Raw genomic sequence first — 25,345 nt, 5'->3', positions numbered from 1 at the left:
CGGTGCTGCCGCCCGAACCGCCGCCGCTGCCCGCGCTCACCCGCGCCGAGGGCGAACTCGTCGACAGCTATCTGGAGGTGCTCGATCTGCTCGGCCGGATCAACCCGGCCCGCTGCGGCGGCACCTACACCGGACTGCGGGCCGCCCAGGCGCTGGTCGGCAAGGCAGTCCGGCTGCGGGACGCACTGACGCTGATGCACAGCCGGGGCGAGAGCGAAGTGCACCGCGCGACGCTGACCCGCGCCCTGCGGGTGCTGGACGGCGAGCGCCGGGCCGGGCTCGTGGCGATGCCGCCACCCGGGGAGAACTGACGCGGGACACGCGGAAAGGCTGCGCATACGGCGTAGCCTCCGCACCCGATCTGAGGAGGCGACGAATTGCGCGGGCGGACACAATTCCCCCGGGCCCGGATGTTTCGCCGCTGGTCCGCGGGGTGCAACACCCCGCGCCGCGGCACCTGAGGGAACAAAACTAACCATTCGGGTCAATTGTGACCCATCTCACATACGGCATTTTCGGCTCGGAATTCGGGTGCCGGGTGCGTGACGATCCCTTCGACGACAAGACCCCGCCACAGCGACGGGGCGGTCCGGACGGGCGCCCAATCCCGCCGCCGTGCCGGATGTCCGGTCGACGATGTGGATCGGCGGGAGCGGAGGACCCGAGCAGGACGGGGTCCCGGCCTTGACGGCCGAGGACTTCTTGGGGTGAAGCCGTACGCACGGCCGGGCATCTTCGCCTGCCCGAACCCGACAGGTCTTCCTTCGCAGGCGGCTGACGAAGGGTTTGCGCATGACCGTGCGCATGCATACGCCGAATCTGCTGGCACGCGCCGGCACCGTCACCGCTCTGACGCTGGTCACGCTCGGCGGGACCACCGTTGCTCCGGGAGCGGCCGGGAACGCGGAAGCCGCGTCCGTATCCGTCCATGCCCTACGGATCGCGGCGTCCAAGAGCGGAGCTCCCTACCGGTACGGCGCCCAGGGGCCGCACGCCTTCGACTGTTCGGGGCTGACGCTGTACTCGTTCAAGCGGGCCGGCCGGGCCCTGCCACGCACCGCGGCCGCGCAGTACAGCCGCACCCGGCACATCCCGTCCGGCGCGCGCCGACGCGGCGATCTGGTCTTCTTCCATTCGCGCAGCGGCATCTACCACGTCGGGATCTACGCGGGGCAGGGCCGGATGTGGCATGCGCCCAAGGCCGGGAGCGTGGTGCGGCTGGAGCGGATCTGGAGCCGTTCCGTCTCGTACGGGCGCGTGGGTTGACCTGCCGGTTCACCCCGGCGCCCGGTCACCCTCCCGCGTGCCCGGGTGAGGTGGCGGGGCGGCCGCCCCCGCACGGGCCGCCCGTCCTGGGGGCCCGCCACCCCGCGGACGGATCGCTGACGGGTCCGCCCCCGCGGGGGTGCGCCGCCCTCAGGCCAGCGCCAGTTCGACGAGCAGGATGCCGCCCAGGACCGTGAGCAGGGCTCCGGTGGTGGCTTCCAGCGCGCGGGCCACCGAGGGGCGGCGCAGCCAGGCGCCCAGCCGGTCCACGAGCAGCGCGACGAGCGGGAACCACACCAGCGCAATGACGACGATCATCGTGGCGAGCAGCAGCGTACGGGGCAGCGCGGGCGCTCCCGCCGGGACGAACTGCGGCAGCAGGCTGAGGAAGAGCACCGGCGCCTTGGGGTTGAGCGCATTGGTCAAAAAGCCCTGGCGCAGGCTCTGCATCGTGCCCAGCAGAGCGGGGGGCCGGCAGCTGCCGGCCGGGGCTCCGGCGGGGTCCGCCGTGCCGTCCGTCGTGGCCGGCGGACGGCGGACGACCGCGGCCAGGGCGCGGGCACCGAGGTACAACAGGTAGCCGCCACCGAGGAGTTGAACTGCTCCCAGGAGTGCGGGCACGGCGACCAGCACGGCCGCGAGCCCGGCCACCGCCAGGGCCGTGTGCACCAGCAGCCCGCCCGCGACGCCGACGGCGGCCGCCACCCCCGCCCGCCGCGAGTCGAGCGCATTGCGCACCACGACCGCGAAGTCCGCGCCCGGCATGGCGACCATGCCGGCGGCGACTCCGGTGAAGGCGATCAGCTGTCCGTCCATGAAGGCAGTCTCGCTGGTCAGAGCCTTTAATGGGTATTGGGAACTTTCATGGACGGCCTAAAGAGATTCTTATGTACGACCCGACACGACTGGCCGCCCTGGTGGCGGTGGCGGAGGCCGGTTCGATCACCCGGGCCGCCGCCCGGCTGGGCTACACCGCCCCCGCGCTCTCCCAGCAGCTCGCCAAGCTGGAGCGGGAGGCCGGTGCGGCCCTGCTGGTGCGCCACCACCGCGGGGCGCGGCTGACGGCGGCCGGCGAGCTGCTGCTCGTTCGCGCCCGGCGGGTCCTCGACGAGCTGGACCAGGCCCGGCACGAGCTGTCCCGGCTGGCGGGGCTGTCCGGCGGGCGGCTGCGGGTCGGCACCTTCATGACCGCCGGCACCCATCTGCTGCCGCCCGCGCTCAGCGCGTTCCGGCGGGCGCACCCCGATGTGGAGCTGAGCGTGACGGAGTACGTGCCGCCGCAGGCGGCGGGGGCGGTGGCGCTGGGCGAGGTGGATCTGGCGCTGACGCACGAATACGTGCCCGGCGAGGCGATGCCGGCGCCGGAGGGGGTGCGTCTGGAGCCGTTGCTGACCGAGGAACTGGTGCTGGTCACGGCGCCCGGTCATGCCCTGTCGGCCGGGCCCGGACGGCTGCCGCTCGCCGAACTGGCCGGTCAGCCGCTGGTCAGCATGGCACCGGCCAACCCGAACCGGCGCGAGGTGGAGGCCGCCTTGGCCGGCGCCGGGGCGAGTGTGGCGGTGCGCTGTGAGTCGCCGAGCTATGCGGTGGCGTGTGCGCTGGTGAGCGCGGGGCTCGGGGTGGCGGTGGTGCCTCAGATGGTGGCGGAGGGGTCGATGACGCCCCTGGGGGTCCGCCGGCTGGACCCACCGGAGCTGCACCGCCGGATCTCGGTGGCCTACCGCCCCGGCGGCAGCCCGGCCGCCGACACCCTGCGGGCCCTGCTGCGCGGGGCCTTCCTCCGGCACTCCCCCGCGCCGTGACGAGGACGGGCGCGGCGTACGACGGACGGCCGCGGCGTACGGAAGTCGGCACGGACGGCAGACGGCGCGGACGGCGGCCCGTGGTCGGGCCGGCCGCCGTGCCCCGGTGCGGCGGAGGGACGAGCGGTCGCCCGGGTCAGTCCCTCGGCGCGGTGGCCACGATCGTGCCCACCGCCGTGTCGAGCTGATCTTCCGTCAGGTCGGCGCGGGCGGTGAGCCGCAGCCGGGAGATCCCGTCGGGCACGGACGGCGGGCGGAAGCAGCCGACCGCGAGCCCGGCCGTGCGGCAGTCGGCGGCCCAGCGGAGCGCCGCCTCCGGCGAGGGGGCACGGACGGAGATCACCGCTGCGTCCGGGCGCACCGCCGTCAGACCCGCCGCGGTGAGCCGGTCGTACAGTCCCTGGGCGACCGCGACGGCCCGGGTGGCGCGCTGCGGCTCGCGGCGCAGCAGCCGCAGCGCGGCGAGGGCGCCGCCGGCCGCCGCCGGGGCGAGACCGGTGTCGAAGATGAACGACCGGGCGGTGTTGACCAGATGCTCGATGACGCGGGCCGGGCCGAGCACCACACCGCCCTGGGAACCGAGCGACTTGGAGAGCGTCACGGTGGTCACCACATCACCGTCACCGGCGAGACCGGCCGCCCACGGCGCGCCGCGGCCTCCCTCGCCCAGCACTCCCAGGCCGTGTGCGTCGTCGACGAGGAGTCCGGCGCCCCGCGTCCGGCAGACCTCGGCCAGCGCGGGGAGCGGCGCGGCGTCCCCGTCGACCGAGAACACCGCGTCGGTCACGACGAGCGCCCGGCCGTCGTGGCCGGTCAACGCGGCGCGCACGGCCTCCGGATCGGCGTGCGGGGCCACTTCGGTACGGGCCCGGGAGAGCCGGCAGCCGTCGATCAGCGAGGCGTGGTTGCCGGCGTCGGAGACGATCAGGGTGCCGGGGGCGGTGAGCGCGGTGACCGCGGCAAGATTTGCGGCATAGCCGGAGGAGAGCACCAAAGCGGCCTCGAAGCCGCAGAACTCCGCGAGTTCCGCCTCCAGCCGGGCGTGCAGCTCGGTGCTGCCGGTGACCAGCCGGGAGCCGGTCGCGCCGGCGCCCCAGTGGTGCGCGGCGTCGGCGGCACCGCGGGTGACCTCGGGGTGCCGGGCGAGTCCGAGATAGTCGTTGCCGGCCAGATCGAGCAGCGGGGAGTCGGCCGGGCGGGGGCGCAAGGTGCGCACAAGTCCGGCGTCGCGGCGCGCCGCACCGGCCGCATCGAGCCAGTCGAAGGCCCCGGCGCCGGACGGGCGGGCGGGCGCGGCAGCGGGCTCGGCGGGCCTCGCCGGGGAGGTGTCGCGAAGCAGCGGCGGGGCGGAGTCCTGCGGCATCGGCGTCCTTCGTCTGTCGGCCTCGATTGTGGGCTGTCGATAGACGTTAGCGGTCGTTCCGCAGGGCCACGGTGTGGCGATACACACACCTCGATCGCAGCTCGTTGTGGGAATCCTCCTTGGCCGGGGGCGGTGGCGTACGCGAGGATCAGCGCCATGGACCTGCTGAACACACTGGTGGACAAGGGACTGCGGCGCGAGTTGCCGACCCGTGAAGAGGCGCTGGCCGTACTGGCCACCTCCGATGACGACCTGCTCGATGTCGTGGCCGCGGCCGGAAAGGTACGCCGCCAGTGGTTCGGGCGGCGGGTCAAACTCAACTATCTCGTCAACCTCAAGTCGGGCCTGTGCCCCGAGGACTGCTCCTACTGCTCCCAGCGGCTGGGCTCCAAGGCCGAGATCCTCAAGTACACCTGGCTCAAGCCCGACGACGCCTCCAAGGCCGCGGCCGCCGGGGTGGCCGGCGGCGCCAAGCGCGTCTGTCTGGTGGCCAGCGGCCGCGGGCCGACGGACAAGGACGTGGACCGCGTCTCGGAGACCATCTCCGCCATCAAGGAGCAGAACGAGGGCGTCGAGGTCTGCGCCTGCCTCGGCCTGCTGTCCGACGGCCAGGCCGGGCGGCTGCGCGCGGCGGGCGCCGACGCGTACAACCACAACCTCAACACCTCGGAAGCCACCTACGGCGACATCTGCACCACGCACGACTTCTCGGACCGTGTCTCCACCGTCCAGCAGGCCCAGGCGGCCGGCATGTCCGCCTGCTCCGGTCTGATCGCCGGCATGGGGGAGAGCGACGCCGACCTCGTCGATGTGGTCTTCGCGCTGCGCGAGCTGGACCCGGACTCCGTCCCGGTGAACTTCCTGATCCCCTTCGAGGGCACCCCGCTCGCCAAGGAGTGGAACCTCACCCCGCAGCGGGCGCTGCGCATCCTGGCGATGGTCCGGTTCGTCTGCCCGGACATCGAGGTACGGCTCGCCGGCGGCCGTGAGGTGCATCTGCGCAGCCTGCAGCCGCTCGCGCTGCACCTGGTCAACTCCATCTTCCTCGGCGACTACCTGACCAGCGAGGGGCAGGCCGGCAAGGACGACCTCGCGATGATCGAGGACGCCGGCTTCGAGGTCGAGGGCACCGACACCACGACGCTGCCCGAGCACCGCAGGCCGGACGCCGACGCGCCGGCCGAGCCCGCCGGGGAGGAGGCCGCCGCCCCGGCCGCCACCGTCCCGGCACCGTCCGACGACACCCGCCGCGACCTGGTCTCGGTGCGCCGCCGCGGCGCCGGTACCGACCTGCCGCCCAATGCCTGAACCGCTCCCCCCGGACGCCCTGCTCGCGCTCGACCGGCAGCATGTGTGGCACCCGTACGGGCCGATGCCCGGCACCGCCGCACCGCTGCTGGTGGAGTCGGCATCGGGCGTCCGGCTCCGGCTGGGCGAACCGGTCGAGGGCCGGGACGAGTTGGTGGACGGGATGTCCTCCTGGTGGTCGGCCGTGCACGGCTACAACCACCCGGTGCTCAACGACGCCGCGCACGGCCAGCTGGAGCGGATGAGTCATGTGATGTTCGGCGGGCTCACCCACGAGCCCGCCGTGCGGCTGGCGAAGCGGCTGGTCGACATCACCCCGGAGCCGCTGCAGCACGTCTTTCTCGCCGACTCGGGTTCGGTGTCGGTCGAGGTCGCCGTCAAGATGTGCCTGCAGTACTGGCGCTCGCTCGGCAAGCCGCGCAAACAACGGCTGCTGACCTGGCGCGGCGGCTACCACGGCGACACCTGGCAGCCGATGTCGGTCTGCGATCCGGACGGCGGGATGCATGAACTGTGGCAGGGGGTGTTGCCGCGGCAGATCTTCGCGGACACACCGCCGGCCGGCTTCGGCGCCGAACCCGACGAGGCGTACGCGGCGCATCTGCGGGAGCTGATCGGCCGGCACGCCGAGGAGCTGGCGGCGGTGATCGTGGAGCCCGTGGTGCAGGGGGCCGGCGGGATGTCGTTCCACTCCCCCGCGTATCTGCGGGTGCTGCGGGAGGCCTGTGACGAGCACGGCGTCCTGCTCGTCCTCGACGAGATCGCCACCGGCTTCGGGCGTACGGGCGCACTGTTCGCCGCCGAGCACGCGGGCATCGCGCCGGATGTGATGTGCCTGGGCAAGGCGCTGACCGGCGGTTATATGACCCTGGCGGCGACGCTGTGCACGACGGCGGTCGCGGACGGCATCTCCCGCGGCGCCCTGCCGGTGCTCGCGCACGGCCCCACCTTCATGGGCAATCCCCTCGCCGCCGCCGTCGCCGACGCCTCGATCCAGCTCCTGCTGTCCCAGGACTGGGGGCAGGAGGTCAAGCGGATCGAGGCCGGGCTGCGGGACGGTCTGGCACCGGCCGCGCGCCTGGCCGGGGTGCGCGAGGTACGCGTACTCGGCGCGATCGGCGTCGTCCAGCTCGACCACGAGGTGGACATGGCGGCCGCGACCCGGGCCGCGGTCCGGGAGGGCGTCTGGCTGCGCCCGTTCCGGGATCTGATCTACACCATGCCGCCCTACATCACCGGCGACGAGGATGTGGCCCGCATCTGCGCCGCGGTGTGCGCGGCGGCCCGGGAGGGCTGAACACAGCGGCGGTGGCCGGCCCGGTCCGTTCCGGCCGGCCACCGCCCCTCGGCGAGCGGCTCCCCCAGGGGCCGGTCGCCCGGCACCATTCGCAGGAGCCCGCGCGGGTCGGCCGCGCAGAGTCGGAGGAAGACATGTCGGTGCTGTTCGTGACGGGCACGGGCACGGAGATCGGCAAGACCGTGACCACCGCCGCGATCGCCGCGGCGGCGCTCGCCCGGGGACGGTCGGTGGCCGTGCTCAAGCCCGCCCAGACCGGTGTCACGGCGGACGAGACCGGTGACGCGGCGGAGGTGGAACGACTGGCCGGCCCGGTGACCGCCCTCGAACTCGCCCGCTTCCCCGAGCCGTTGGCGCCCTCGACGGCCGCCCTGCGGGCCGGTCTGCCGCCGGTGCGCCCCCAGGACATCGCCGAGGCGGCCGCCAAACTGGACGCCTCGCACGATCTGGTCCTGGTCGAGGGCGCGGGCGGGCTGCTGGTCCGGTTCGACGCCGAGGGCCATACGCTCGCCGACGCCGCGCGGCTGGCGGACGCGCCCGTCCTGGTGGTCGCCCAAGCGGGCCTGGGCACGCTCAACGCCACCGCGCTGACCGCGCTGGCGCTGCGCTCGTACGGGCTCGACTCCCCGGGCGTCGTCATCGGCAGCTGGCCGGCCGAGCCCGATCTGGCCTCCCGCTGCAATCTGGCGGATCTGCCCGAGGCCGCGGGCGCGCCCCTCCTCGGGCTGATCCCGGAGGGCTCCGGCGCGGTGTCGCCGCAGGCCTTCCGCACCGCCGCCCCCGACTGGCTGGCGACGGCGCTCGGCGGCTCGGGCGCGTTCCGTATCCCTTCCTGACGCCGGGGCCCCGCGCCGCTGGACCGCCCGGCCCCTCGGAAGGCCCTGGTGGCCGGGCGGTGACGGCGCACACGGCCCGTACGGATTTCCGAACCGCGGTTACGGCTGCCGCGTGCGGCTCCCGGTCCGCCCGGTGGGAAGACTGAGAACCACGAGCGGGCGTCGTCGGCGAAAGGGTCCGTCATGTGGCAGCGCACAAAGGTTCCGCACGGCAGCGTCCATCACCCGGTGTTCGCCCGCTTCTACGCGAGCTGCTGCGGTCCGGCCGCGGACGCGCGGGCGGGGGTGGCCGCGCTCCGCAAGGAGTTGCTGGCCGGCGCCACGGGCCGGGTCATCGAGGTCGGCGCGGGATCCGGGCTGAACTTCGCGCACTATCCGGGCACGGTCTCGGAGGTCGTGGCGATCGAACCGGAGGCCACCCTGCGGGAGGTGGCCAGGTCGGCGGCGGCGCGTGCGGAGGTGCCGGTGGACCTGGTGCCCGGGGTCGCGGAGGCCCTGCCGGTCAAGAGCGAGGCGTTCGACACCGCGGTGGCGTCGCTGGTGCTGTGCTCCGTGCACGAGGTGCAGCGCGCACTGATGGAGCTGCGGCGGGTGCTGCGCCCGGGCGGTGAACTGCGGTTCTTCGAGCACGGGCAGGCCGCGGGGCGGGGGCTGCGGGCGGTGCAGCGGTCGCTGGACCGGACACTGTGGCCGCTGCTGATGGGCGGCTGCCACACCGGCCGGGATCCGCTGGGCGAGATCCGGACCGCCGGATTCGAGGTGCTGCGGGTGCGCCGCCTCAAGGTGCCGGAGCGCGGGCCGACGCTGCCGACATCACCCGCGGTGCTGGGTGTGGCGCGGCGGCCGGCCGGCTGACCGGGCCGCGGCCGTCACACCGTCCAGGTGCGCAGCTCGTCCGCGATGGCGCGGAGGTCGGCCGTACCCGCCTTGACGAGGCGGGCGAGGTCGCGGATCTGCTCGGGAGAGATGGTGATCTTCAGGCCGCTGGCGACGAGATAGCCGTAGGCCACGGCGGTCGCGAACATGGCGTTCGAGCGCTCCAGCGCCGGTACCTGGAGCAGGAGTTGCAGGAGGGCGGCGGCCCGGTCCTGGGGGTCGGTGTAGACGGGCACGCCGAATATCTCGGCTTCATGCCGGCTGACCGCGGCCACCAGCGCGCCCCAGTCGGTGACCTGGGGGTCTCCGGGGGTGTGCTGTTCGGCGATGAGAAGGAGCCAGGCAAGGTCGATGCGCAGCGTCACGTGGTGCCCGGCAGTCCTTTGTGGTGGGTGGGATCCGCGGCGCCCTCGGCACCGCCCGGCTCCAGGCCGAATTCCTCGGCGAAAACGCGCTCGTACTGCTTCATGAAGTCGGAGGCGGCCTCCACGAACGTCTGGCCCACCTCGCCGGCGTCCTTGAGGACGAGCTCCTCGATATAGCGGTTCATGCTCACTCCCCGCTGCAGGGCGCGCTCCCGCGCCGCTTCGGCGGTGGCCTCATCCACGCGGACGTTCAGCTGCGTCTTCGCCACCCCTCCAAGCTAGCGCGCATCCGCTAGCAGCGGCAAGCGACGGCCGGGGGGAGCCCGGGGGCACCGGGCACCGCACCACCCGGATGCCGCGCGGCGCGCTCCCCGGGCGGGCGGATACCGCACCATGTGATCCGGTGTCAGGCCGGTGCACCGCCGGCGGGCCCGGCGGCCGGCCGGACCGCCCACGACCGCTCGGCCCCCAGGAGGACCGCCTCGTGTCCGTCCCAGCCCCCGTCCCGCATCTGAAGCGCAGTCTGCGGCGCTTCGACATCATGGCGATGGGCGTCGCCGCGGTGATCTCGTTCGATGTGATCGGGCAGATCGCGGCCGGCGGTGGAGAGGCGGTCACCTGGATCGCCGTGATCGCGGTGGCGTTCCTGCTGCCGTACGCCCTGGTCTTCGCCGAGACCGGGGCCGCCTTCCCGCAGGAGGGCGGGCCGTACGTCTGGGTGGAGGTGGCCTTCGGCCGGCTGCCGGCGGCGCTGACCACCATGTTCTACTGGGTCACCAATCCGGTCTGGCTGGGCGGTTCACTGGTGTTCGTGGCCGCACAGGCATGGGACGGCTTCGTCTTCCCGCTCGGCTCGGGCACGGTGGCCGACCACGCGTTCAAGCTGGTCTTCATCTGGGCCGCCATCCTCACCGCGGTGGTCTCGCTGCGCCGGGGCAAATGGGTCACCACGGCCGGCGCCGGGGCCAAGGTCGCGGCGCTGGCCTTCTTCACGGGTACGGCGGTGGCCTACGGGATCCGGCACGGCTTCGGTGGCCTGGAAGGTGCCGGGTTCTCCCCCACCGGGGCGGGGTTCCTGGCGCTGGTGCCGGTGCTGCTGTTCGCCTTCGTCGGGTTCGAGGCGCCCAATGCGGCGGGGGACGAGATGCTGGACCCGCAGCGCGATGTACCGGTCGCGATCGGGGCGTCGGGAGCGATCGCCACCTGCTGCTATCTGCTGCCGGTGCTGGCCATCCTCTCCGCCGTACCCGCCGACCGGATCACCGGTGTCAGCGGCTTCATGGATGCCGCCCGGCTGGTCTTCGGCATCTACGGGAGCTGGCGCGGGCCGCTGTTGACCGGTGTCGCCGTGCTGTTCGTGGTGGCGCTGCTGACCCAGGGCAGCGCCTGGATGATCGTGGCCGACCGGATGCAGGCCATGGTGGCCGCCGACGGCGGGTTCTTCGGGCGGGGCCTGGGCGCCTTCCACCCGCGGCTGGGCACCCCCGTGCGGATGAATCTGCTCTCCGGCGTCACCGCCACCGCCTTCATGATCGCCGCGACGCAGCTGGCGCACGGGGACGCGTCGGCCGTCTTCGGCGTGGTGCTGGCCGTCGCGATCACCACCCTGCTGCTGTCCTACCTCGCCGTGGTCCCCTCGCTGCTGGCGCTGCGGCTGCGCCACCGCGAGGCGCCCCGGCCCTACCGGGTCCCGTTCGGCACCCGGGGCTTCACCGTCGCGACGCTGGTCGTCTACGCCTGGATCCTGCTCGGGTCGTGGGTGGCCCTGTTTCCCGGCACCCTGGAGCGGCTCTTCGGGATCCCGTACGACTTCCGGGCGATCTGGGGCGTCTCCCGCCCCGCCTTCGAGACGTTCACCCTCGGCACCGTGGTCCTGCTGCTCGTGGTCGCGGCCGCCGGGTATCTGACGCAGCGTGTCCGCGGCCGGCGCGGGGAGGCTCGGGGCACGGGCGGGTAGCGCCCGGCACCCACGGGAGCCTCGCTCGTGACGGACCCGCGTCACGAGCCCGGCCGGTGGCCCCGCCGAAGAAGCTCAGTGGGCCCTGTAGCGGGCGGCGAGTGCGTGGAACGCCTCCTTCGGTTCCCAGGGCATGCCGGGGTAGGCGCGCTTGTCGGCGGGATAGCCGCTGTGCTCGTCCAGGACTTTGACGATGCCGTAGGAGGCGAGGTCCTCGTCCGGTCCGGATGTCCGGTGGGGTGTGCTGAAACCGGCGAAGCTGAACCAGAAGACGGAATCGATGCCCTCCCCCTCGAAGACGGTCATGAGCTCGTCGAGGTAGCGGACCTGCTCGCCCTCGTCGCGCACCAGACCGGGTTTGAGGGTGACGCCGTCGGCGTCCCTCGCCATGTACCAGCCGGCGCCGCCGTGCTCTCCCGCTCCCCGGTAGGTGCAGCAGCCGGTCTCCATGATGGCGACGGGCTTGCCGTGGCCGCATTCCTTGCGCAGGTCGGTGCGGTAGGTGGCCGCGTTGCGCAGGCTGCGGAAGGCGTCCAGGCCGACGATGTCGAACGGGGCCCAGTCCACGCCGTCCAGAGGGCAGGAGGCGTAGCTCACGAGGCCCCCGAAGAGGGGCCGCACGGCGTCGACGACCTCCCCCAGGAAGGCGTTGACCTTGTCGGGGATGCCCTGGAGCGCGGCTTCGCGGCCGGGGCCCGCCAGGACCGGGATGCGCTCGTTCAGTGTGGCCCCGGGCAGGTAGCCGCGGGCGAACACGCTGAGTTCGCAGCCGGTGACGAGGACGACCTCGGCGCCGTCGCGCCGCAGTCGCTCCGCCCGCTCGGCGCAGTCGGTGAACAGCGGCAGCATCTCGGCGTTCGACAGCTCGCAGGGGAACGGCGAGAACCAGACCTTCAGGCCCGCCTCCGCCGCGGACCGCGCCGTGGTCTCGATACGGTCCGGATCGCCCCCGGTGATACGGACAGCGGTGCAGTGCAGATCCTCCGCGACGACACGCATGTCCCGTTCGACGTCCCGAACGTCGAAGACGGGGCGCGACGTGTCGCCGTTGGGAAAGGTGCCGGTGTCGTAATGGATGCCCTTGCCGCGCAACATGACGAATGCCTCCGGTGGGGTGACTGTGTCTGCCGTACGGCGTCATCGTCCAAGTTGCCGCTGCGTCAGCGTCAAGGCCGCCCCGCGGCCGGCCCGTCGAGCTGAGGGGCCGGCCGGCCGGCCCCTGGTTCCTGCCCATGACCGACAGACCTTCCGGAACCGCGCCGAGGAGCCGATTTCGATGGGCGGGCCCTGGCAGGTGGACGGCCCAGGGCCGAGCCCCCGTCGCTCTCGCTTCCTCAGCGCCGAAATCGTTCGCCGAACGGGTCGGCGCTCTGCTTGGCTCGCTGCATGAGTGATCTCCACATCCGCTGCGCCACCCTCGCCGACATCGACACGGTGTTGCGGTTCTGGCGCGAAGCCGCAGAAGGAACGAGCATCAGCGACGACCACGACGGAGTGGCCCGACTCGTCACACGAGACCCCGGAGCCCTGCTCCTCGCAGAGCGCGACGGCACCCTCGCGGGGACCGTGATAGCCGGCTTCGACGGCTGGCGCTGCCACCTCTACCGGCTGGCCGTGCACCCCGGGCACCGCAGGCAGGGCATCGGGGGTGCGCTGCTGGCTGCCGCCGAGGACCGGTTCCGGGCGCTGGGCGGCCGGCGCGGCGACGCGATGGTGCTGGACCGCAACGAGTCCGCGCAGCACGCGTGGCGCGCGGCGGGTTACGCACCCGAGCCGCAGTGGAGCCGCTGGGTCAAGCACCTCGACGACTGAACGGGGCACTCGCCGGCGCGCGGAGCCCGTCCCGTTCCACGGACCGGGGCGGGCCCGCTCCCGACCACGTACTTTGCTGATCCTTTACCATGGAGGCTCTCTTCCCCCGAACGAAAGGTGCGTGAGCGTCCAGCCATGGACGAGCCTCCTAGTTGTCCGTCATCCCTCCGGCAGAGCGCGAACCTCCCGATCCTGTTCGATCATGGGACGGAGGTGACCCGATGACCGACCTGCTCTTCCTGGGCGTGGCGCTCCTCCTGACCCTGGCCTGCGGGGTCTTCGTCGCCGCCGAGTTCTCCCTGACCACCGTCGAGCGCAGCGACCTCGAACGCGCCGCCGAGCGTGGCGACCGGGGCGCGGACAGCGCCCTGAAGGCGGTCCGCAGCCTCACCTTCCAGCTCTCCGGTGCCCAGCTCGGCATCACCGTCACCGGCCTGGTCATCGGCATGCTGTCCAAGCCGGCCATCGCCACTCTGCTGGCGGGGCCGCTGGCCGCGATGGGCCTGTCGCGCGCGGTGGCGGACTCCGCCGCCCTGGTGCTCGGCACGGCGATCTCGACGGTCGTGCTGATGGTCGTCGGCGAGCTGGTCCCGAAGAACTGGGCCATCTCCCACCCGCTGGGCATCGCCAAGAAGGTCGCCACCGCCCAGCGCGGCTTCAGCGCCGCCTTCAGGCCGCTGATCCGGCATCTCAACAACGCCGCGAACCGGATGGTCCGCCGGATGGGCCTGGAGCCCGCCGAGGAGCTGGCCTCGGCGCGCGGCCCGCAGGAGCTGGTGGCGCTGGCGCGGCACTCCGCCAAGGAGGGCGCCCTGGAAGCCGACACCGCCGAGCTGTTCGTCCGCACCCTCAACCTCGGCGATCTGACCGCGGAGAACGTGATGACGCCACGGGTGCAGGTGATCGCGCTGGAGGTGCAGTCCACCGCGGAGGACGTGGCCAATGCGACCCGGGCGACGGGGCTGTCCCGCTTCCCGGTCTACCGCGGCAGTCTGGACAGCGTCGTCGGGGTGGCGCACATCAAGGACGTCCTGGCGGTCCCGGCCGAGCGCCGGCACCGGCACCCGGTCTCCGAGCTGGTGCGCGAGCCGCTGCTCGTGCCCACGACGCTGACCGTGGACCGGCTGCTGGACCGGCTCTCCGGGAAGCGCACGATGGCCGTGGTCATCGACGAGTACGGCGGCACGGCCGGCGTGGTGACGCTGGAGGACATCGTCGAGGAAGTGGTCGGCGAGGTCCGCGACGAACACGATCCGATGGAGACCCCCGACCTGGCGCCGGCCGGCAGCGACGCCGAGGGCCGCAGCGTCTACCAGGCCGACGGCGCCGCCCGCACCGACCAGCTGGAACGGATCGGGCTGCGGCTGCCGGAGGGCCCGTACGAGACCCTGGCCGGCCTGATCGCCACCGAGCTCGGCCGGATACCGGTCGCCGGCGACACCCTGGAGGTGGCCGGCTGGTGGATGGACGTCCTCGACGCCTCCGGCCATCGCGCGGCGCGGGTGCTGCTGCACGCCCCGCGCCCCGGCAGTACCGGCGAGCAGGAGAAGGAGGCCCGCCGATGACCGCCCTGCAGCTGTTCGTGGGTCTGCTGACGCTGGTCGTCAACGCCTTCTTCGTGGGCGCCGAGTTCGCCCTGATCTCGGTGCGCCGCAGTCAGATCGAACCGTACGCCGAGCGCGGTGACCGCCGGGCGACCAGCGTGCTGTGGGGTCTGCAGCACGTCTCGGCCCTGCTCGCGGCCGCCCAGCTGGGCATCACGCTGTGCACCCTGGTGCTGGGCGCGGTCGCCGAGCCGGCCATCGCGCATCTCCTGGAGCCGGTGTTCCATGCGATGGGGATCTCGCAGGCGCTGATCCATCCGATCTCCTTCGTGATCGCGCTGTCGCTGGCGACGTATCTGCACATGCTCTTCGGCGAGATGGTGCCGAAGAACGTCGCACTGGCCGAGCCGGTCCGCAGCGCCCTGATGCTCGGGCCGCCGCTGGTCGCGCTGACCCGGGCGCTGCGCCCGGTGATCTTCGCGATCAACGCGCTCGCCAACGCACTGCTCAAGCTGCTGCGGGTGGAGACCCGCGACGAGGTCGCCGCGACGTTCTCGGACGCCCAGCTGGCGAAGATGGTCGAGGATTCGCGGGCGGCCGGGCTGCTCGACGAACGGGCGCAGGAGCGGCTGCGGGACGCCCTGGAACTGGGCCGCCGCCCGGTGCGGGACGTGGTGCTGCCGGTGGAGAAGGTCGTCTCCGCGCGAATGGGGGCCACCCCCGAGGAGCTGGAGCAGCTGGCCGCCGAGTCCGGCTTCTCCCGCTTCCCCGTCGTCGACGACACCCGCCGCATCCTCGGCTATCTGCACGTCAAGGACGCGCTGGACGCCGCCCCCCGCACCGAGCCCTTCCCGGTGTCCGCGCTGCGCCCGATCGCCCGGGTCAAGGCCTCGACGCCGCTGGACGACGTGCTGACCGCGATGCGCGGATCCCGTACGCACCTGGCCGCGGTGATCGGTGACGACGGGCGGCTGGCCGGGCTGGTGACGATGGAGGACGTCCTCCGCGAGGTGGTGCTGCAGCGGCCCGCGGCCTGACGCGGGGGCGGGAATCCCGACCTCTGACCGATCGGTTAGATTGTTGACCGATCGGTCAGACGCGGGTGCGTGCCGGCCGGTCGCCATCGCATGGGTACGCGACGAGGGGGCAGGGGCGTGGACCGTACAACGTGCTGCATAGTGGGCGGCGGACCGGCGGGAATGATGCTCGGGCTGCTGCTGGCCCGGGCCGGCATCGAGGTGACCGTCCTGGAGAAGCACCGCGACTTCCTGCGGGACTTCCGCGGTGACACCGTTCATCCGTCGACCCTGCGCCTGCTGGACGAGCTCGGCCTCGGCGAGGAGTTCGCGCGGCTGCCGTTCGCCAAGCTGGAGGAGATGCGGGCGCACATCGGCGCCACCGAGGTGGTGATGAGCGATATGCGGCGCATCCCCGGCCGGCACAAGTACTTCGCGATGGTCCCGCAGTGGGACTTCCTCGACCTGCTCGCGCGGGCGGCCGCCGAGGAGCCGGGCTTCACGCTGCGGATGCGCACCGAGGCGACGGGGCTGCTGACCGCGGGCGGCCGCGTCACGGGGGTGCGGTACCGCGACGAGCACGGCGCCCCCGGCGAGCTGACCGCGGATCTGACGGTCGCCTGCGACGGCCGGCACTCGCGGGTGCGGCAGGCGGCCGGGCTCCGGCAGCGGCTGTTCGAGGTGCCGATGGACGTCTGGCAGGTGCGGGTGGAGGCTCCGCCGAGCCCTCAACTGCTCGCCCCGTCCGACGACCTCAAGAGGGGGCGGGTCTTCGCGCGCTTCGGCGGCGGCCAGGCCGCGGTCACCATGGACCGCGGCACGTACTTCCAGACCTCCTACCTGATCGGGAAGGGCCGGGACGCGGAGCTGCGCGCCCGGGACGTCCAGTGGCTGCGCGACCGGCTGGGCGCGCTGTTCGACTGGGACGACGAGGTGACCGGCCGCATCGGCTCCTGGGACGACGTCAAGCTGCTGGAGGTGACCTTCGGGCGGCTGCGGCGCTGGTACCGGGAGGGGCTGCTGTGCCTCGGGGACGCGGCGCACACCATGTCGCCGGTCGGCGGGGTGGGCGTCGGCCTGGCACTGCAGGACGCGGTCGCCGCGGCCCGGATCCTGGCGGCACCGCTGCGCCGCGGCACGGTCGGCGTGGCCGATCTGGCGCGGGTGCAGCGGCGGCGGCAGCTGCCGATGGCCGTGCTCCAGCAGGCCCAGCGGGCCGAGCACACGATGATCCGGTCCGCGCTGGCCGGCACCCTCGACGCCGGCCGGCTGCCGGTGCCGATGCGGCTGCTGCGGCGGGTGCCGCCGCTGCGGACGGTGGCCGGCTATCTGGGCGGGTACGGGATCCGCCCCGAGCGGGCACCCGGTTTCGCCCGGGTCAGGCCCGGCGCCCGATCGCGTTGAGGGTGAACTCCTCGAGCTCGCCGGCCGCGGCGTCCAGGTCGAGTTCCGGGTGGGCCAGCCAGTGCGCGATCACCCCGTCGATCGCCCCACCGATGGCCAGGGCGACGGTCTGGACGTCGAACTCCCGGAGCACTCCTGCCTTCTGACCTGCTGTCAGCAGTTCGGCGAGGTGCTGCCAGCGGCCGTGGGTGTCGTGCGAGCCGGGCGTCTTGAGGCGGGTGCCCCCGGCGTCGTCGAGGAGCATCTCGGTGATGACGCGCACCTGGCGGCGGTGGGCCTGCTGATAGCCGACCATCGCCCGCACATAGGCGACGATCGCCGCCCGCGGGCCGTCCGCCCGCGCCAGGCGCTCGTCGACGTACCCGCGGAACTGCTCCATCACCTGTTCCAGGGCCGCCCGGGTCAGGTTGTCCTTGGAGGAGAAGTGGTAGAGCACCGCGGCCTTGGACACCCCGGCGCGCTCGGCGATCGCCGACAGCGAGGTGGCGGGGTGGCCGCGGGTGGAGATCAGGTCGATGGTGGCGTCGATGAGCTGCTGGCGGCGGGCCCGTTCGGTGAAGGTCGGCGCGTCGGGGCCGGTGCCCCGGCGAGGAGTCATCGCGCTGCCACCTGTGCCTTTCCTCGCCCTCTCGACGAGATCAGACCGTACACCGCGGGCGCCGGGCGCACCGGCGGGGACCGGGCCATACCACGCGGTATGGCGGGCGGTAGGATCACCGCGCCATGGGAATGAATGCTCACTACACCAGTTTCGTCGCGGTCGGCGACAGCTTCACCGAGGGCATGTCGGACGGCCTCCCGGACGGCTCGTACCGCGGCTGGGCCGATCTGCTCGCCGCCCGCCTGGCGGCCGCCGCGCCCGGGTTCCGGTACGCCAACCTCGCGGTGCGCGGCAAGCTCATCGGGCAGATCGCCGACGAGCAGTGCGGGCCGGCGGCCTCGATGGGCGCCGATCTGGTGACGCTGGTCGGCGGGCTCAACGACGTCCTGCGGCCGCGCTGCGACGTGGACCGGGTGTGCGCACGGTTCGAGGAGGCGGCGGCGCTGCTGGCGCGCGGCGGCGGACAGCTGGTGCTGATGCGCAGTCCGGGCCGGCAGGGTCCGGTGCTGGAGCGCTTCCGGCCGCGGATGGAGCGGCTCTTCGCCTGGATCGACGAGGTGGCCGCGCGGCACGGCGCGGTGGTCGTGGACCTGTACGCGTCGCGGGCGCTGTCCGACCCGCGCATGTGGGCCGACGACCGGCTGCATCTGAACGCCGAGGGGCACCGCCGGGTGGCGGAGGCCGTGGGGCAGGCGCTCGGGCTGCCCGCCGCGGCGGACTGGGACGCACCGCTGCCGGCCGCCCCGCCGCCGGGCTGGGGTGCCCGGCGCGGCGCGGATCTGCGCTTCGCGCGCGAGCATCTGGGGCCGTGGATAGGCCGGCGGCTGAGCGGCCGTTCCTCGGGGGACGGCCGCCCCGCGAAGCGTCCGGAGCTGCTGCCGTACGAGGGCTGATCTCCCGCTCCTCACCGACAGGTCCACGACCTGTTACGCGACCGCCGAGGCCCTCAACGGCTCATTCACACCGGGCTGATCGTGCGCCAAGGGCCCTGGCGCGACGCACAGCACGATCCGCGCCCGGCTGCGTCAACAGTTCGCGCTGTAGCGGACGCAACCAGGGGGTGGGGAGTGACTCTTGTCCCACTCCTGCTGCGCGGCCACCAGCACTCCGCCTGCCAGGAGGGCCACCAGCAGATGTGCGATCACCGTCCAGCGGGCACGGAAGGTTGCCGCGAGGACCGCCAGGATGAGTACGGCGATCAGCAGCACCTGCACCCGCCCGAGGTGCGCGAGACCGGCCGCGTCGATCCGTGCTCGGTCGCCTTGCGCTGCCCACACCTCCAGACCGAAGCCGTATATCCAGTCCAGCACGAGCCACGCGGTCTCCAACAGGAACAGCGGGATCGCCAGGGCGAGATCCGCGCCCAGGCGTGTTCGGTGCGACCAGGGGCGCCGGCGTCGGGGGGCTGAAAGAGGGTCGGCCATGGGGGCAGGGTGCCGCGGCTGGAGGTGATGCGCATGAGCATCCGTACTCAACTTTGGCCGGTGGAGCGGCAGGTGGGCGCTGAGATACTGGCGTGGAAGGACACTTGGCCGCTCCACCTGCCGCTGCTCGGAGGAATCGTGCGCCACACCGCCACCGCAACCGCACTCATAACCGTCTGCTGCCTCGGTCTTCTCACTGCCTGTACCGATGGCGATGACCAAGGTAAGAGCGAGCCGACTCCGCGCACGGCGCTCAGGTTGAGACAGAGCGCCGAGACCGTCGGCGTCGGCGGGCGAGGGGCCATGCGGATCACTCCCGGCACCGTGGTCTATGTCCACAAGGCCGGCACCGGCGCCCCGGAGCACGAGCTCTACGCCGTCGTCGCCTTCAGCGCCGAGAACCGGACTGATACCCCCGTGACGGCAACTACCGGCAAAGGAGGCTTCCGCTGGAAGGCGTCCAACGGGCACACCGTCGAGGCGGGGAACAGCAAGGGTGCGGCAAGGATCGCTCCCGTCGGCTTCCATGACGGCGGACCCACCGTCCAGCCCCACACCTTCCGCAGAAACACCATCGCCTTCGACATCACCAAATCCGAGAAGGGCGGCACCCTGGTCTATGTCGACGGCCACGGTGACACCTTCCGCTGGAAGATCCCTGCCACCAGTTCAGGAGACGTCGTCTCGGCGTTGAAGTCGGCACTGACATGAGCCGGGGCCCGGCACTCCCGTGGGCAGGCACCTGGCGAGCGTGACACTCAGGGAGCGGGCGAGGGCCCGGGGACGACGATCGGCGCCTCGGCCTCCTCCCGGGCGCGTGCCGAAGCGGCCTCGACCTCCTCGCGGGTGACTTCCTTGTAGAACCGTTCCCCGTGCGCGTCGGTGAGGTCGATGACGACCCTGGTCCACTCCTCGGCGGGCTCCTCCGGTGTGTGCCCCAGGTGGTACTCCGCGCCCTTGAGGAGCTCCTCCGTGAGTCGTACGCCGGTCAGCCGCTCGGTCAGGGCGAGGACCGCGGCCTTGGTGTCGCTGCCCGCGCCGGTGCCGTCCTCGTCCTCGGTCAGGTCGAAACCGACCTCACGCATCATGGGGACCAGTGCGTCGGGGGTGCTGCCATACCTGGCGGTGGGCCCTTCGAAGGTGGTCCGGAGCTCACCGGCCTCGTACCAGTGGAACAGGTCGATGGGTGCGCCCCCGTTGGTGGAATGCGTCACGGCCCGCCCGCCCGCCGACAGGACCTCCAGGAAGCGCGACTGCATCCCCACACCGCCGTCGAACTGCAGGACGAGCGTCCAGTCGCCGTCCGTGCCCGGCACCGTGAACGCGCCCGCGATGAAGGAGTCGTCCCGGTAGTCCGTCGCACCACGCTGGTCCACATGCTGCTCGATCAGCGCGTCCACTCCCGTACAAGTGCCCTGCGGCTCGGCCCCCATCGCACGCAGTACGTCACCGGGGACGACGCCCCGTACCAGGGTGAGGCCGTATCCGCTCTCCATCGCGTGGCGGAACACCGGGGAGGAACGTATCCAGGCGTAATCATGTGCGGTCACCGACGTCATGCACCACAGTCTGCCCGCCACCACTGACATCCCTCCGCCCGTGGGACGAGCTCGCGGTCGGTGGCGGAACCCTCGCCAGGTCCACCAAGGCACCGCGTTCAGGTACAGCCCGCCGCGACCACCCGTTCCGAGCGGTGACCGGGCATGGCCACCGACTTGGAGTCGGTCCGGAAAGCGGTGCTTTCTGGTGTCGCACTGTGAATACTGCTGCGAACTGCCATCACGCTCGGGGGGAACATGACCGTCACCAAGCTTCTGAGACCCGCCTTCGCCGCCGCGCTCCTGGCCTCCGTCACCGCCTGCGGCGCGTCGTCCGTGCCGGATGTCTCGGGGACCACTCCGACGGCCTCGGGGTCCGCCGGGACACGTCCTTCGGCGGACCCCGCTCCGGTCGCCCTCACCATGCCCGATGTCATCGGCGGCAACGCCGGGCGCGCGTACGAGCAGATGAGCTCCGAGCTCGACATGACATTCAAGGACGCGAGCGGACAGGGCCGTCCGGTGGACGACCCGGCTGCGTGGAAGATCTGCAACTCCCAGCCGCGCCCTAACCAGCGGATCACCGAGTTCCCGGTGGTCTTCAACGTGCTGAAGGTCGAGGAGAGTTGCAAGGACACGGATCAGGGGAGGCTGTAGGTGACCACGGCGCGGGCAGGGACTCGGAAGGAGTCGTTGACCGTGGGAGAGCGCTCGACCGTGACGCTGATGCCGGCCCCGGTGGCGCTGGTGGATTGGTAGATCCAGACGGGCCCCCGCAGGGAAGAGCCGCACAAATTGACCGGAAGATCGATCTCATCGTCGGCAACCCCTTTGGTGCCGTGCTTCTCGTCGAAGAGGGCCTCGCCCTCCGGGAGGACGCCCGCGCGGTGAAGGTAGTCCGGTATCTGGTTGCTCACGAAGGTGACCTCGGCGCTGCCGTTCCGGGTGAAGTAGTGGATGTCGGAGGCACCGGCGGGCATCGACGCTCCCCCGGCGCGAATCACCTCCGGCAACCGCACGTCGCTTCCCTCGCATGCCCGGACGTCGCCGAACGGGTGGAACAATTCGTCCTTGAACAGCCAGCCGAGCCCTCCGGCCAGCACCGCAAGGACGACGACCACACCGCCCAGGCACGACAGCATGCGCCTCGGCCCGGTCCTTGCGTCAGGCGCACCGCTCACGTTCGCCGGGAAGGGCGTCCCTCCCGACTCCTCGCCCGCGCGGTCACCGCACCCGGTCTCCGAACCGGCTCTCCCGGAATCACTCATGAGTCCCCCTCGGTCTGCTGTGCATGCCGTACGCGGCCAGTTCGTCAGGCTGATCGGCCCGGAAGAAGCCGAACGGTTGCCACCCGGGTCCGCTCGGGTCGTACATGCCCGGCAGTGGCCCGGCGAGCATTTCCAGGGCCGGGCCGTGGCGGTCGGCTGACGCTGCCTACGCGTCGCCCTGGAGTAGATCGCGCTGGATCCGGTGAGCGATGGAGCGGCGTACAGATGCTGATGCGGTGGCGGTGACTTTCGAGGGAATGTCGAGGCCGCGGCTGATCTGATCGTACGCGGCCCGGTAACTGCCGGGCAGCTCCGCCCGGTGGAGCCTCAGGTCCTCTTCGACGAGACGCCGCAGCTCGTCGATGTTCTGGGGCGTGAAGCGCTTTCTCCCCCGGACAAGTGCGTTGACGTAGCGGGTGCAGCAGGCGGTTTCGTGGACGGTTTCGGAGATTTCCTCAGCGAGGCCCCACAGTCGCCCTTCGAGCCAGGGAGCGTCGTACTGGTCGAGGGAGAGCCGCATCGGAGGCTGCGGATCGTCGGAATTGCGCTTCGCCATCTGTTTGGACACGGCGGGCTGGCTCATGTCGGTGAGTCGCGCGATGCGTTCCTGTGTCCAGCCGAAGCCCGCGAAAACCTTGATCATTTCGGCCCGCAGCTTTCGCATCTCCTCGCCCGCACGAATGACCTCGTTCATGCCGGCGAGCATCCGCTCGGCCTGTTGCTCGGTCAGCGTCTCGGGGGTCCGGTGCGTGCTCTCTTCGCGTGCCACAACCCGGTTATACACCACGAGACCCGTCCCATAACCTGGTTGTACAACCGGGTTATAACTGGCAGGATCCGCGGCATGCCCACCTTCTCCGCGCCCGACGGAACCCAGCTCGCTTACCGCGTGATCGGGGACGGCGATCCGCTCGTCTGCATCCCGGGAGGTCCTACGGATTCCGCGTACCTCGGCGACCTCGGCGGCCTGTCCGCGTACCGCCGGCTGATCGTCCTGGACCTCCGCGGCACCGGCCGCTCCGCGATTCCCGATGACACTTCCTCCTACCGCTGCGACCGCCTGGTCGACGACGTCGAGGCACTGCGCGAGCACCTCGGCCTTCCCCGGATGGACCTGCTCGGCCATTCCGCCGGCACGAACATCGCGACGCAGTACACGGCCCGGTACCCGGACAGGGTCGGCAAGCTCGCCCTGATCGGCCCCAGCACCCGCGCCGTCGGTATGGCGATCACGGGAGAGACGCGGCGCGAGCTGGCACAGCTGCGGAAGGACGAGCCGTGGTTCCCGGAAGCATTCGCCGCCCTACAGGCGATCACCGAGGGCACGGGCAGCGACTGGGAAGCCGTCGCCCCCTTCTTCTGGGGCCGGTGGGACGCCACGGCACAGCAGCACCACACAGCCAGCCAGCCGAGCAATCAGGAAGCTGTCGCTCGCTTCGCGGCGGAGGGCGCCTTCGAGCCGGAGAGCACTCGTGCGGCCCTCGCCGCCCGCGAGGCCCCCGTTCTGCTGCTCACCGGGGAGTTCGACCTGAACAGCCCGCCGGTGTCCACGGTCAAGTTCGCGGAGGTGTTCCCTGACGTCACGCTCGTGGTGCAACCGGGCGCGGGGCACTATCCGTGGTTCGACGACGCCGACTGGTTCGTGGCGGCCTCGGCAGCGTTCCTGCGTGGATGACCTGGCTCGCGCCCCTGGAGTCCGTGGCAGAACCGAAGTGGTGGCGGCCCAGACAGTTGAGGTGCCCGTCCTTCAGCAGGGGGACGGGCGCCACACAGCAGAACTTCCCGCTCTCGATGGGCGGGTAGGCGAGGTCGCCGACGCACTTCCTGTCCGGCCGCCGGGTGGTGAAGTTGCGGCCGATCAGGTCCGGCGCCCTGGCCGCGGCCGGGTCGGGGCCGGTGGCTGGGCCACGGCCGGGTCGGGGTCGGTGGCTGGGCCGGTTCCCACCCGGACGGAACCGGGTCCAGCGAAGGCACCTCCGACAGGCGAAAGCCTTCTGACCGGTGGTTTCGCTCGCCAGAAGGACTCCCGGCTGCTGGGCAAGTTATCGCGCCGGGAGAGCCAGGGCAACGCTGTGACCTGCGCGAACACTCGCAGAGGGAGGGCGCGCCCGCCCTGAGCCCCTCCCCATGCGGCGAAAGGGCTCTGACCACCATTTTCGCTGGTCAGAACCCCGACTGCTCGGCCGAGCTAGACCGCCAGTAGACTCTGACCACGTGACTGCTGTGTCTGCGAAGCCTCGCATCCCCAATGTCCTGGCCGGCCGCTACGCCTCCGCGGAGCTGGCCGTGCTGTGGTCCCCCGAGTACAAGGTCAAGCTGGAGCGGAAGCTGTGGCTCGCCGTGCTGCGCGCGCAGCAGGACCTGGGGGTGGAGGTCCCCGAGCAGGCGCTCGCCGACTACGAGCGGGTCCTGGAGACCGTCGACCTGGCCTCCATCGCCGAGCGCGAGAAGGTCACCCGGCACGACGTCAAGGCCCGCATCGAGGAGTTCAACGCCCTCGCCGGCCATGAGCAGGTCCACAAGGGCATGACCTCCCGCGACCTGACGGAGAACGTCGAGCAGCTCCAGGTGCGGCTGTCCCTGGAATTGATGCGGGACCGTACGGTCGCCGTGCTGGCGCGCCTGGGCTCGCTGGCCGGCCAGCACGCCGAGCTGGTGCTGGCGGGCCGCTCGCACAACGTCGCCGCGCAGACCACCACGCTGGGCAAGCGCTTCGCGACCGCGGCCGACGAGCTGCTGGTGGCGTACGGCCGGCTGGAGGAACTGCTCTCCCGCTACCCGCTGCGCGGCATCAAGGGCCCGGTCGGCACCGCTCAGGACATGCTCGACCTGCTCGGCGGGGACGCCGCCAAGCTCGCCGAGCTGGAGCAGCGGATCGCCGGGCACCTCGGCTTCGGCCGGGCCTTCACCTCCGTCGGCCAGGTCTACCCGCGCTCGCTCGACTACGACGTGGTGACCTCGCTGGTGCAGCTGGCCGCCGCCCCGTCCTCGCTGGCCAAGACCATCCGGCTGATGGCCGGGCACGAGCTGGTCACCGAGGGCTTCAAGCCCGGCCAGGTCGGCTCCTCGGCGATGCCGCACAAGATGAACACCCGCTCCTGCGAGCGCGTCAACGGCCTGATGGTGATCCTGCGCGGCTACGCCTCGATGGCCGGTGAGCTCTCCGGCGACCAGTGGAACGAGGGCGACGTGTCCTGCTCGGTGGTGCGCCGGGTCGCACTGCCGGACGCGTTCTTCGCGCTGGACGGGCTGCTGGAGACGTTCTTGACCGTGCTCGACGAGTTCGGTGCCTTCCCCGCCGTCATCGCCCGCGAGCTGGACCGCTACCTGCCCTTCCTCGCCACCACCAAGGTGCTGATGGGCGCGGTGCGCGCCGGAGTGGGCCGCGAGGAGGCGCACGAGGCGATCAAGGAGAACGCGGTCGCCTCGGCGCTGGCCATGCGCGAGCAGGGCGCGGAGCGCAACGAGCTGCTGGACAAGCTGGCCGCGGATGCGCGGATCCCGCTGGACAAGGCGCAGTTGGACGCCCTGATGGCGGACAAGCTCTCCTTCACCGGTGCGGCGGCCGACCAGGTGGCGTCCGTCGTCGCCCGGATCGAGGAGATCGCCGAGCAGCACCCGCAGGCCGCGGCGTACACCCCCGGCTCGATCCTCTGACCCCAGGGCCC

27 protein-coding genes and 1 riboswitch are annotated in these 25,345 nt (G+C 72.1%); of the genes, 17 read left to right on the top strand and 10 right to left on the bottom strand.

Annotation, left to right across the window (positions count from 1 at the left end; translation table 11 throughout):
* The first annotated feature begins 2 nt into the window (after positions 1-2).
* Entirely contained in the window at positions 3-311 is a 309-nt protein-coding gene (locus AB0411_RS05685; protein ID WP_366416309.1) for a hypothetical protein, read from the top strand.
* A 310-nt stretch (positions 312-621) separates the two neighbouring features.
* A riboswitch (cyclic di-AMP (ydaO/yuaA leader) is annotated at positions 622-788 on the top strand.
* A 4-nt stretch (positions 789-792) separates the two neighbouring features.
* Positions 793-1,266: a C40 family peptidase gene (locus tag AB0411_RS05680; protein WP_366415950.1), complete on the top strand. Its 474-nt coding sequence runs from the start codon at positions 793-795 to the stop codon at positions 1,264-1,266.
* A 150-nt stretch (positions 1,267-1,416) separates the two neighbouring features.
* On the opposite strand, the gene AB0411_RS05675 is transcribed toward AB0411_RS05680, so the two are convergent.
* Entirely contained in the window at positions 1,417-2,082 is a 666-nt protein-coding gene (locus AB0411_RS05675) for a LysE family transporter (RefSeq protein WP_366415949.1), read from the bottom strand.
* 71 nt (positions 2,083-2,153) lie between these two features.
* On the opposite strand from AB0411_RS05675, the gene AB0411_RS05670 reads away from it, so the two are divergent.
* Complete coding sequence (locus AB0411_RS05670) at positions 2,154-3,068, top strand: LysR family transcriptional regulator (protein WP_366415948.1); 915 nt, start codon at positions 2,154-2,156, stop codon at positions 3,066-3,068.
* Between the two features lie 136 nt (positions 3,069-3,204).
* Here AB0411_RS05670 and AB0411_RS05665 read toward each other — a convergent pair whose 3' ends face one another.
* Positions 3,205-4,431 carry an 8-amino-7-oxononanoate synthase gene (locus AB0411_RS05665; protein ID WP_366415947.1) on the bottom strand — a complete coding sequence of 409 codons (1,227 nt, stop codon included), beginning with the start codon at positions 4,429-4,431 and terminating at the stop codon, positions 3,205-3,207.
* Between the two features lie 156 nt (positions 4,432-4,587).
* Between AB0411_RS05665 and bioB the strand changes: the two genes are divergently transcribed.
* The 4 genes from bioB (at position 4,588) to AB0411_RS05645 (ending at position 8,727) form a co-directional block, all read left to right on the top strand.
* Positions 4,588-5,739 carry a biotin synthase BioB gene (bioB, locus tag AB0411_RS05660; RefSeq protein ID WP_366415946.1) on the top strand — a complete coding sequence of 384 codons (1,152 nt, stop codon included), beginning with the start codon at positions 4,588-4,590 and terminating at the stop codon, positions 5,737-5,739.
* Positions 5,732-7,036, top strand: coding sequence for an adenosylmethionine--8-amino-7-oxononanoate transaminase (locus AB0411_RS05655; protein ID WP_366415945.1), 1,305 nt, complete (start codon positions 5,732-5,734; stop codon positions 7,034-7,036). Before bioB ends, AB0411_RS05655 begins: the two co-directional genes overlap by 8 nt.
* A gap of 134 nt (positions 7,037-7,170) precedes the next feature.
* Complete coding sequence (gene bioD / locus AB0411_RS05650) at positions 7,171-7,872, top strand: dethiobiotin synthase (RefSeq protein ID WP_366415944.1); 702 nt, start codon at positions 7,171-7,173, stop codon at positions 7,870-7,872.
* A gap of 183 nt (positions 7,873-8,055) precedes the next feature.
* The gene (locus AB0411_RS05645; RefSeq protein WP_366415943.1) at positions 8,056-8,727 is read left to right on the top strand and encodes a class I SAM-dependent methyltransferase; all 672 of its coding nucleotides are present in this window, start codon (positions 8,056-8,058) and stop codon (positions 8,725-8,727) included.
* Positions 8,728-8,741: 14 nt separating this feature from the next.
* Here AB0411_RS05645 and AB0411_RS05640 read toward each other — a convergent pair whose 3' ends face one another.
* On the bottom strand, positions 8,742-9,113 hold the full coding sequence (locus tag AB0411_RS05640) for a fic family toxin-antitoxin system, toxin component (RefSeq protein ID WP_366415942.1): 372 nt from the start codon (positions 9,111-9,113) through the stop codon (positions 8,742-8,744).
* Entirely contained in the window at positions 9,110-9,382 is a 273-nt protein-coding gene (locus AB0411_RS05635; protein WP_366415941.1) for a toxin-antitoxin system HicB family antitoxin, read from the bottom strand. Before AB0411_RS05635 ends, AB0411_RS05640 begins: the two co-directional genes overlap by 4 nt.
* Positions 9,383-9,597: 215 nt before the next feature.
* Here AB0411_RS05635 and AB0411_RS05630 point away from each other — a divergent pair, with 215 nt between their 5' ends.
* Positions 9,598-11,070, top strand: coding sequence for an APC family permease (locus AB0411_RS05630; protein WP_366415940.1), 1,473 nt, complete (start codon positions 9,598-9,600; stop codon positions 11,068-11,070).
* A gap of 75 nt (positions 11,071-11,145) precedes the next feature.
* Here the strand turns inward: AB0411_RS05630 and AB0411_RS05625 are convergent, their stop codons facing one another.
* Complete coding sequence (locus tag AB0411_RS05625; protein WP_366415939.1) at positions 11,146-12,165, bottom strand: hypothetical protein; 1,020 nt, start codon at positions 12,163-12,165, stop codon at positions 11,146-11,148.
* Between the two features lie 291 nt (positions 12,166-12,456).
* Here AB0411_RS05625 and AB0411_RS05620 point away from each other — a divergent pair, with 291 nt between their 5' ends.
* From AB0411_RS05620 to AB0411_RS05605, 4 genes are all read left to right on the top strand, one after another.
* Positions 12,457-12,882 (top strand): GNAT family N-acetyltransferase, encoded by a 426-nt coding sequence (locus AB0411_RS05620; protein WP_366415938.1) that lies wholly within the window; start codon positions 12,457-12,459, stop codon positions 12,880-12,882.
* Between the two features lie 221 nt (positions 12,883-13,103).
* On the top strand, positions 13,104-14,447 hold the full coding sequence (locus AB0411_RS05615; RefSeq protein WP_366415937.1) for a hemolysin family protein: 1,344 nt from the start codon (positions 13,104-13,106) through the stop codon (positions 14,445-14,447).
* Positions 14,444-15,463, top strand: coding sequence for a hemolysin family protein (locus AB0411_RS05610; RefSeq protein WP_366415936.1), 1,020 nt, complete (start codon positions 14,444-14,446; stop codon positions 15,461-15,463). Before AB0411_RS05615 ends, AB0411_RS05610 begins: the two co-directional genes overlap by 4 nt.
* Positions 15,464-15,580: 117 nt before the next feature.
* Positions 15,581-16,846 carry an FAD-dependent oxidoreductase gene (locus AB0411_RS05605; protein WP_366415935.1) on the top strand — a complete coding sequence of 422 codons (1,266 nt, stop codon included), beginning with the start codon at positions 15,581-15,583 and terminating at the stop codon, positions 16,844-16,846.
* Here AB0411_RS05605 and AB0411_RS05600 read toward each other — a convergent pair.
* Entirely contained in the window at positions 16,821-17,444 is a 624-nt protein-coding gene (locus tag AB0411_RS05600) for a TetR/AcrR family transcriptional regulator (protein ID WP_366415934.1), read from the bottom strand. The two genes, AB0411_RS05605 and AB0411_RS05600, sit on opposite strands and share 26 nt — an antisense overlap.
* 125 nt (positions 17,445-17,569) lie before the next feature.
* Between AB0411_RS05600 and AB0411_RS05595 the strand changes: the two genes are divergently transcribed.
* On the top strand, positions 17,570-18,340 hold the full coding sequence (locus AB0411_RS05595) for an SGNH/GDSL hydrolase family protein (protein WP_366415933.1): 771 nt from the start codon (positions 17,570-17,572) through the stop codon (positions 18,338-18,340).
* 132 nt (positions 18,341-18,472) lie between these two features.
* Here the strand turns inward: AB0411_RS05595 and AB0411_RS05590 are convergent, their stop codons facing one another.
* The gene (locus AB0411_RS05590) at positions 18,473-18,871 is read right to left on the bottom strand and encodes a DUF6234 family protein (protein WP_366415932.1); all 399 of its coding nucleotides are present in this window, start codon (positions 18,869-18,871) and stop codon (positions 18,473-18,475) included.
* 33 nt (positions 18,872-18,904) lie between these two features.
* On the opposite strand from AB0411_RS05590, the gene AB0411_RS05585 reads away from it, so the two are divergent.
* Complete coding sequence (locus tag AB0411_RS05585) at positions 18,905-19,582, top strand: hypothetical protein (RefSeq protein WP_366415930.1); 678 nt, start codon at positions 18,905-18,907, stop codon at positions 19,580-19,582.
* Positions 19,583-19,629: 47 nt separating this feature from the next.
* Here the strand turns inward: AB0411_RS05585 and AB0411_RS05580 are convergent, their stop codons facing one another.
* The gene (locus AB0411_RS05580) at positions 19,630-20,430 is read right to left on the bottom strand and encodes a DUF6461 domain-containing protein (protein WP_366415929.1); all 801 of its coding nucleotides are present in this window, start codon (positions 20,428-20,430) and stop codon (positions 19,630-19,632) included.
* Positions 20,431-20,667: 237 nt separating this feature from the next.
* Here AB0411_RS05580 and AB0411_RS05575 point away from each other — a divergent pair, with 237 nt between their 5' ends.
* Positions 20,668-21,066, top strand: a complete 399-nt coding sequence (locus AB0411_RS05575) for a hypothetical protein (RefSeq protein ID WP_366415928.1) — start codon at positions 20,668-20,670, stop codon at positions 21,064-21,066.
* Here AB0411_RS05575 and AB0411_RS05570 read toward each other — a convergent pair.
* Both AB0411_RS05570 and AB0411_RS05565 read right to left on the bottom strand, forming a co-directional pair.
* Positions 21,051-21,551, bottom strand: coding sequence for a hypothetical protein (locus AB0411_RS05570; protein WP_366415927.1), 501 nt, complete (start codon positions 21,549-21,551; stop codon positions 21,051-21,053). The genes AB0411_RS05575 and AB0411_RS05570 overlap by 16 nt on opposite strands.
* Before the next feature lie 292 nt (positions 21,552-21,843).
* A complete protein-coding gene (locus AB0411_RS05565) occupies positions 21,844-22,446 on the bottom strand; it encodes a sigma-70 family RNA polymerase sigma factor (RefSeq protein WP_366415926.1) in 603 nt (200 codons plus the stop codon).
* 75 nt (positions 22,447-22,521) lie between these two features.
* Here AB0411_RS05565 and AB0411_RS05560 point away from each other — a divergent pair, with 75 nt between their 5' ends.
* Complete coding sequence (locus tag AB0411_RS05560; RefSeq protein ID WP_366415925.1) at positions 22,522-23,352, top strand: alpha/beta fold hydrolase; 831 nt, start codon at positions 22,522-22,524, stop codon at positions 23,350-23,352.
* A 548-nt stretch (positions 23,353-23,900) separates the two neighbouring features.
* A complete protein-coding gene (gene purB / locus AB0411_RS05555) occupies positions 23,901-25,334 on the top strand; it encodes an adenylosuccinate lyase (RefSeq protein ID WP_366416308.1) in 1,434 nt (477 codons plus the stop codon).
* Positions 25,335-25,345: the final 11 nt, after the last annotated feature.

The sequence above is a fragment of the Streptomyces angustmyceticus genome (genome assembly GCF_040701845.1).
Classification (GTDB): domain Bacteria; phylum Actinomycetota; class Actinomycetes; order Streptomycetales; family Streptomycetaceae; genus Streptomyces; species Streptomyces angustmyceticus_A.
The sequence above is the reverse complement of the archived record's forward strand: the minus strand, read 5'-3'. Positions and strand labels throughout refer to the sequence as shown.

Bases quoted from the DNA above. Each gene is read 5' to 3' on its own strand.
- AB0411_RS05680 (WP_366415950.1), top strand. From the start codon at position 793: ATGACCGTGCGCATGCATACGCCGAATCTGCTGGCACGCGCCGGCACC.
- AB0411_RS05675 (WP_366415949.1), bottom strand. From the start codon at position 2,082: ATGGACGGACAGCTGATCGCCTTCACCGGAGTCGCCGCCGGCATGGTC.
- AB0411_RS05670 (WP_366415948.1), top strand. From the start codon at position 2,154: ATGTACGACCCGACACGACTGGCCGCCCTGGTGGCGGTGGCGGAGGCC.
- AB0411_RS05665 (WP_366415947.1), bottom strand. From the start codon at position 4,431: ATGCCGCAGGACTCCGCCCCGCCGCTGCTTCGCGACACCTCCCCGGCG.
- bioB (WP_366415946.1), top strand. From the start codon at position 4,588: ATGGACCTGCTGAACACACTGGTGGACAAGGGACTGCGGCGCGAGTTG.
- AB0411_RS05655 (WP_366415945.1), top strand. From the start codon at position 5,732: ATGCCTGAACCGCTCCCCCCGGACGCCCTGCTCGCGCTCGACCGGCAG.
- bioD (WP_366415944.1), top strand. From the start codon at position 7,171: ATGTCGGTGCTGTTCGTGACGGGCACGGGCACGGAGATCGGCAAGACC.
- AB0411_RS05645 (WP_366415943.1), top strand. From the start codon at position 8,056: ATGTGGCAGCGCACAAAGGTTCCGCACGGCAGCGTCCATCACCCGGTG.
- AB0411_RS05625 (WP_366415939.1), bottom strand. From the start codon at position 12,165: ATGTTGCGCGGCAAGGGCATCCATTACGACACCGGCACCTTTCCCAAC.
- AB0411_RS05620 (WP_366415938.1), top strand. From the start codon at position 12,457: ATGAGTGATCTCCACATCCGCTGCGCCACCCTCGCCGACATCGACACG.
- AB0411_RS05615 (WP_366415937.1), top strand. From the start codon at position 13,104: ATGACCGACCTGCTCTTCCTGGGCGTGGCGCTCCTCCTGACCCTGGCC.
- AB0411_RS05610 (WP_366415936.1), top strand. From the start codon at position 14,444: ATGACCGCCCTGCAGCTGTTCGTGGGTCTGCTGACGCTGGTCGTCAAC.
- AB0411_RS05600 (WP_366415934.1), bottom strand. From the start codon at position 17,444: ATGACTCCTCGCCGGGGCACCGGCCCCGACGCGCCGACCTTCACCGAA.
- AB0411_RS05595 (WP_366415933.1), top strand. From the start codon at position 17,570: ATGGGAATGAATGCTCACTACACCAGTTTCGTCGCGGTCGGCGACAGC.
- AB0411_RS05590 (WP_366415932.1), bottom strand. From the start codon at position 18,871: ATGGCCGACCCTCTTTCAGCCCCCCGACGCCGGCGCCCCTGGTCGCAC.
- AB0411_RS05585 (WP_366415930.1), top strand. From the start codon at position 18,905: ATGAGCATCCGTACTCAACTTTGGCCGGTGGAGCGGCAGGTGGGCGCT.
- AB0411_RS05580 (WP_366415929.1), bottom strand. From the start codon at position 20,430: ATGACGTCGGTGACCGCACATGATTACGCCTGGATACGTTCCTCCCCG.
- AB0411_RS05575 (WP_366415928.1), top strand. From the start codon at position 20,668: ATGACCGTCACCAAGCTTCTGAGACCCGCCTTCGCCGCCGCGCTCCTG.
- AB0411_RS05570 (WP_366415927.1), bottom strand. From the start codon at position 21,551: ATGCTGTCGTGCCTGGGCGGTGTGGTCGTCGTCCTTGCGGTGCTGGCC.
- AB0411_RS05560 (WP_366415925.1), top strand. From the start codon at position 22,522: ATGCCCACCTTCTCCGCGCCCGACGGAACCCAGCTCGCTTACCGCGTG.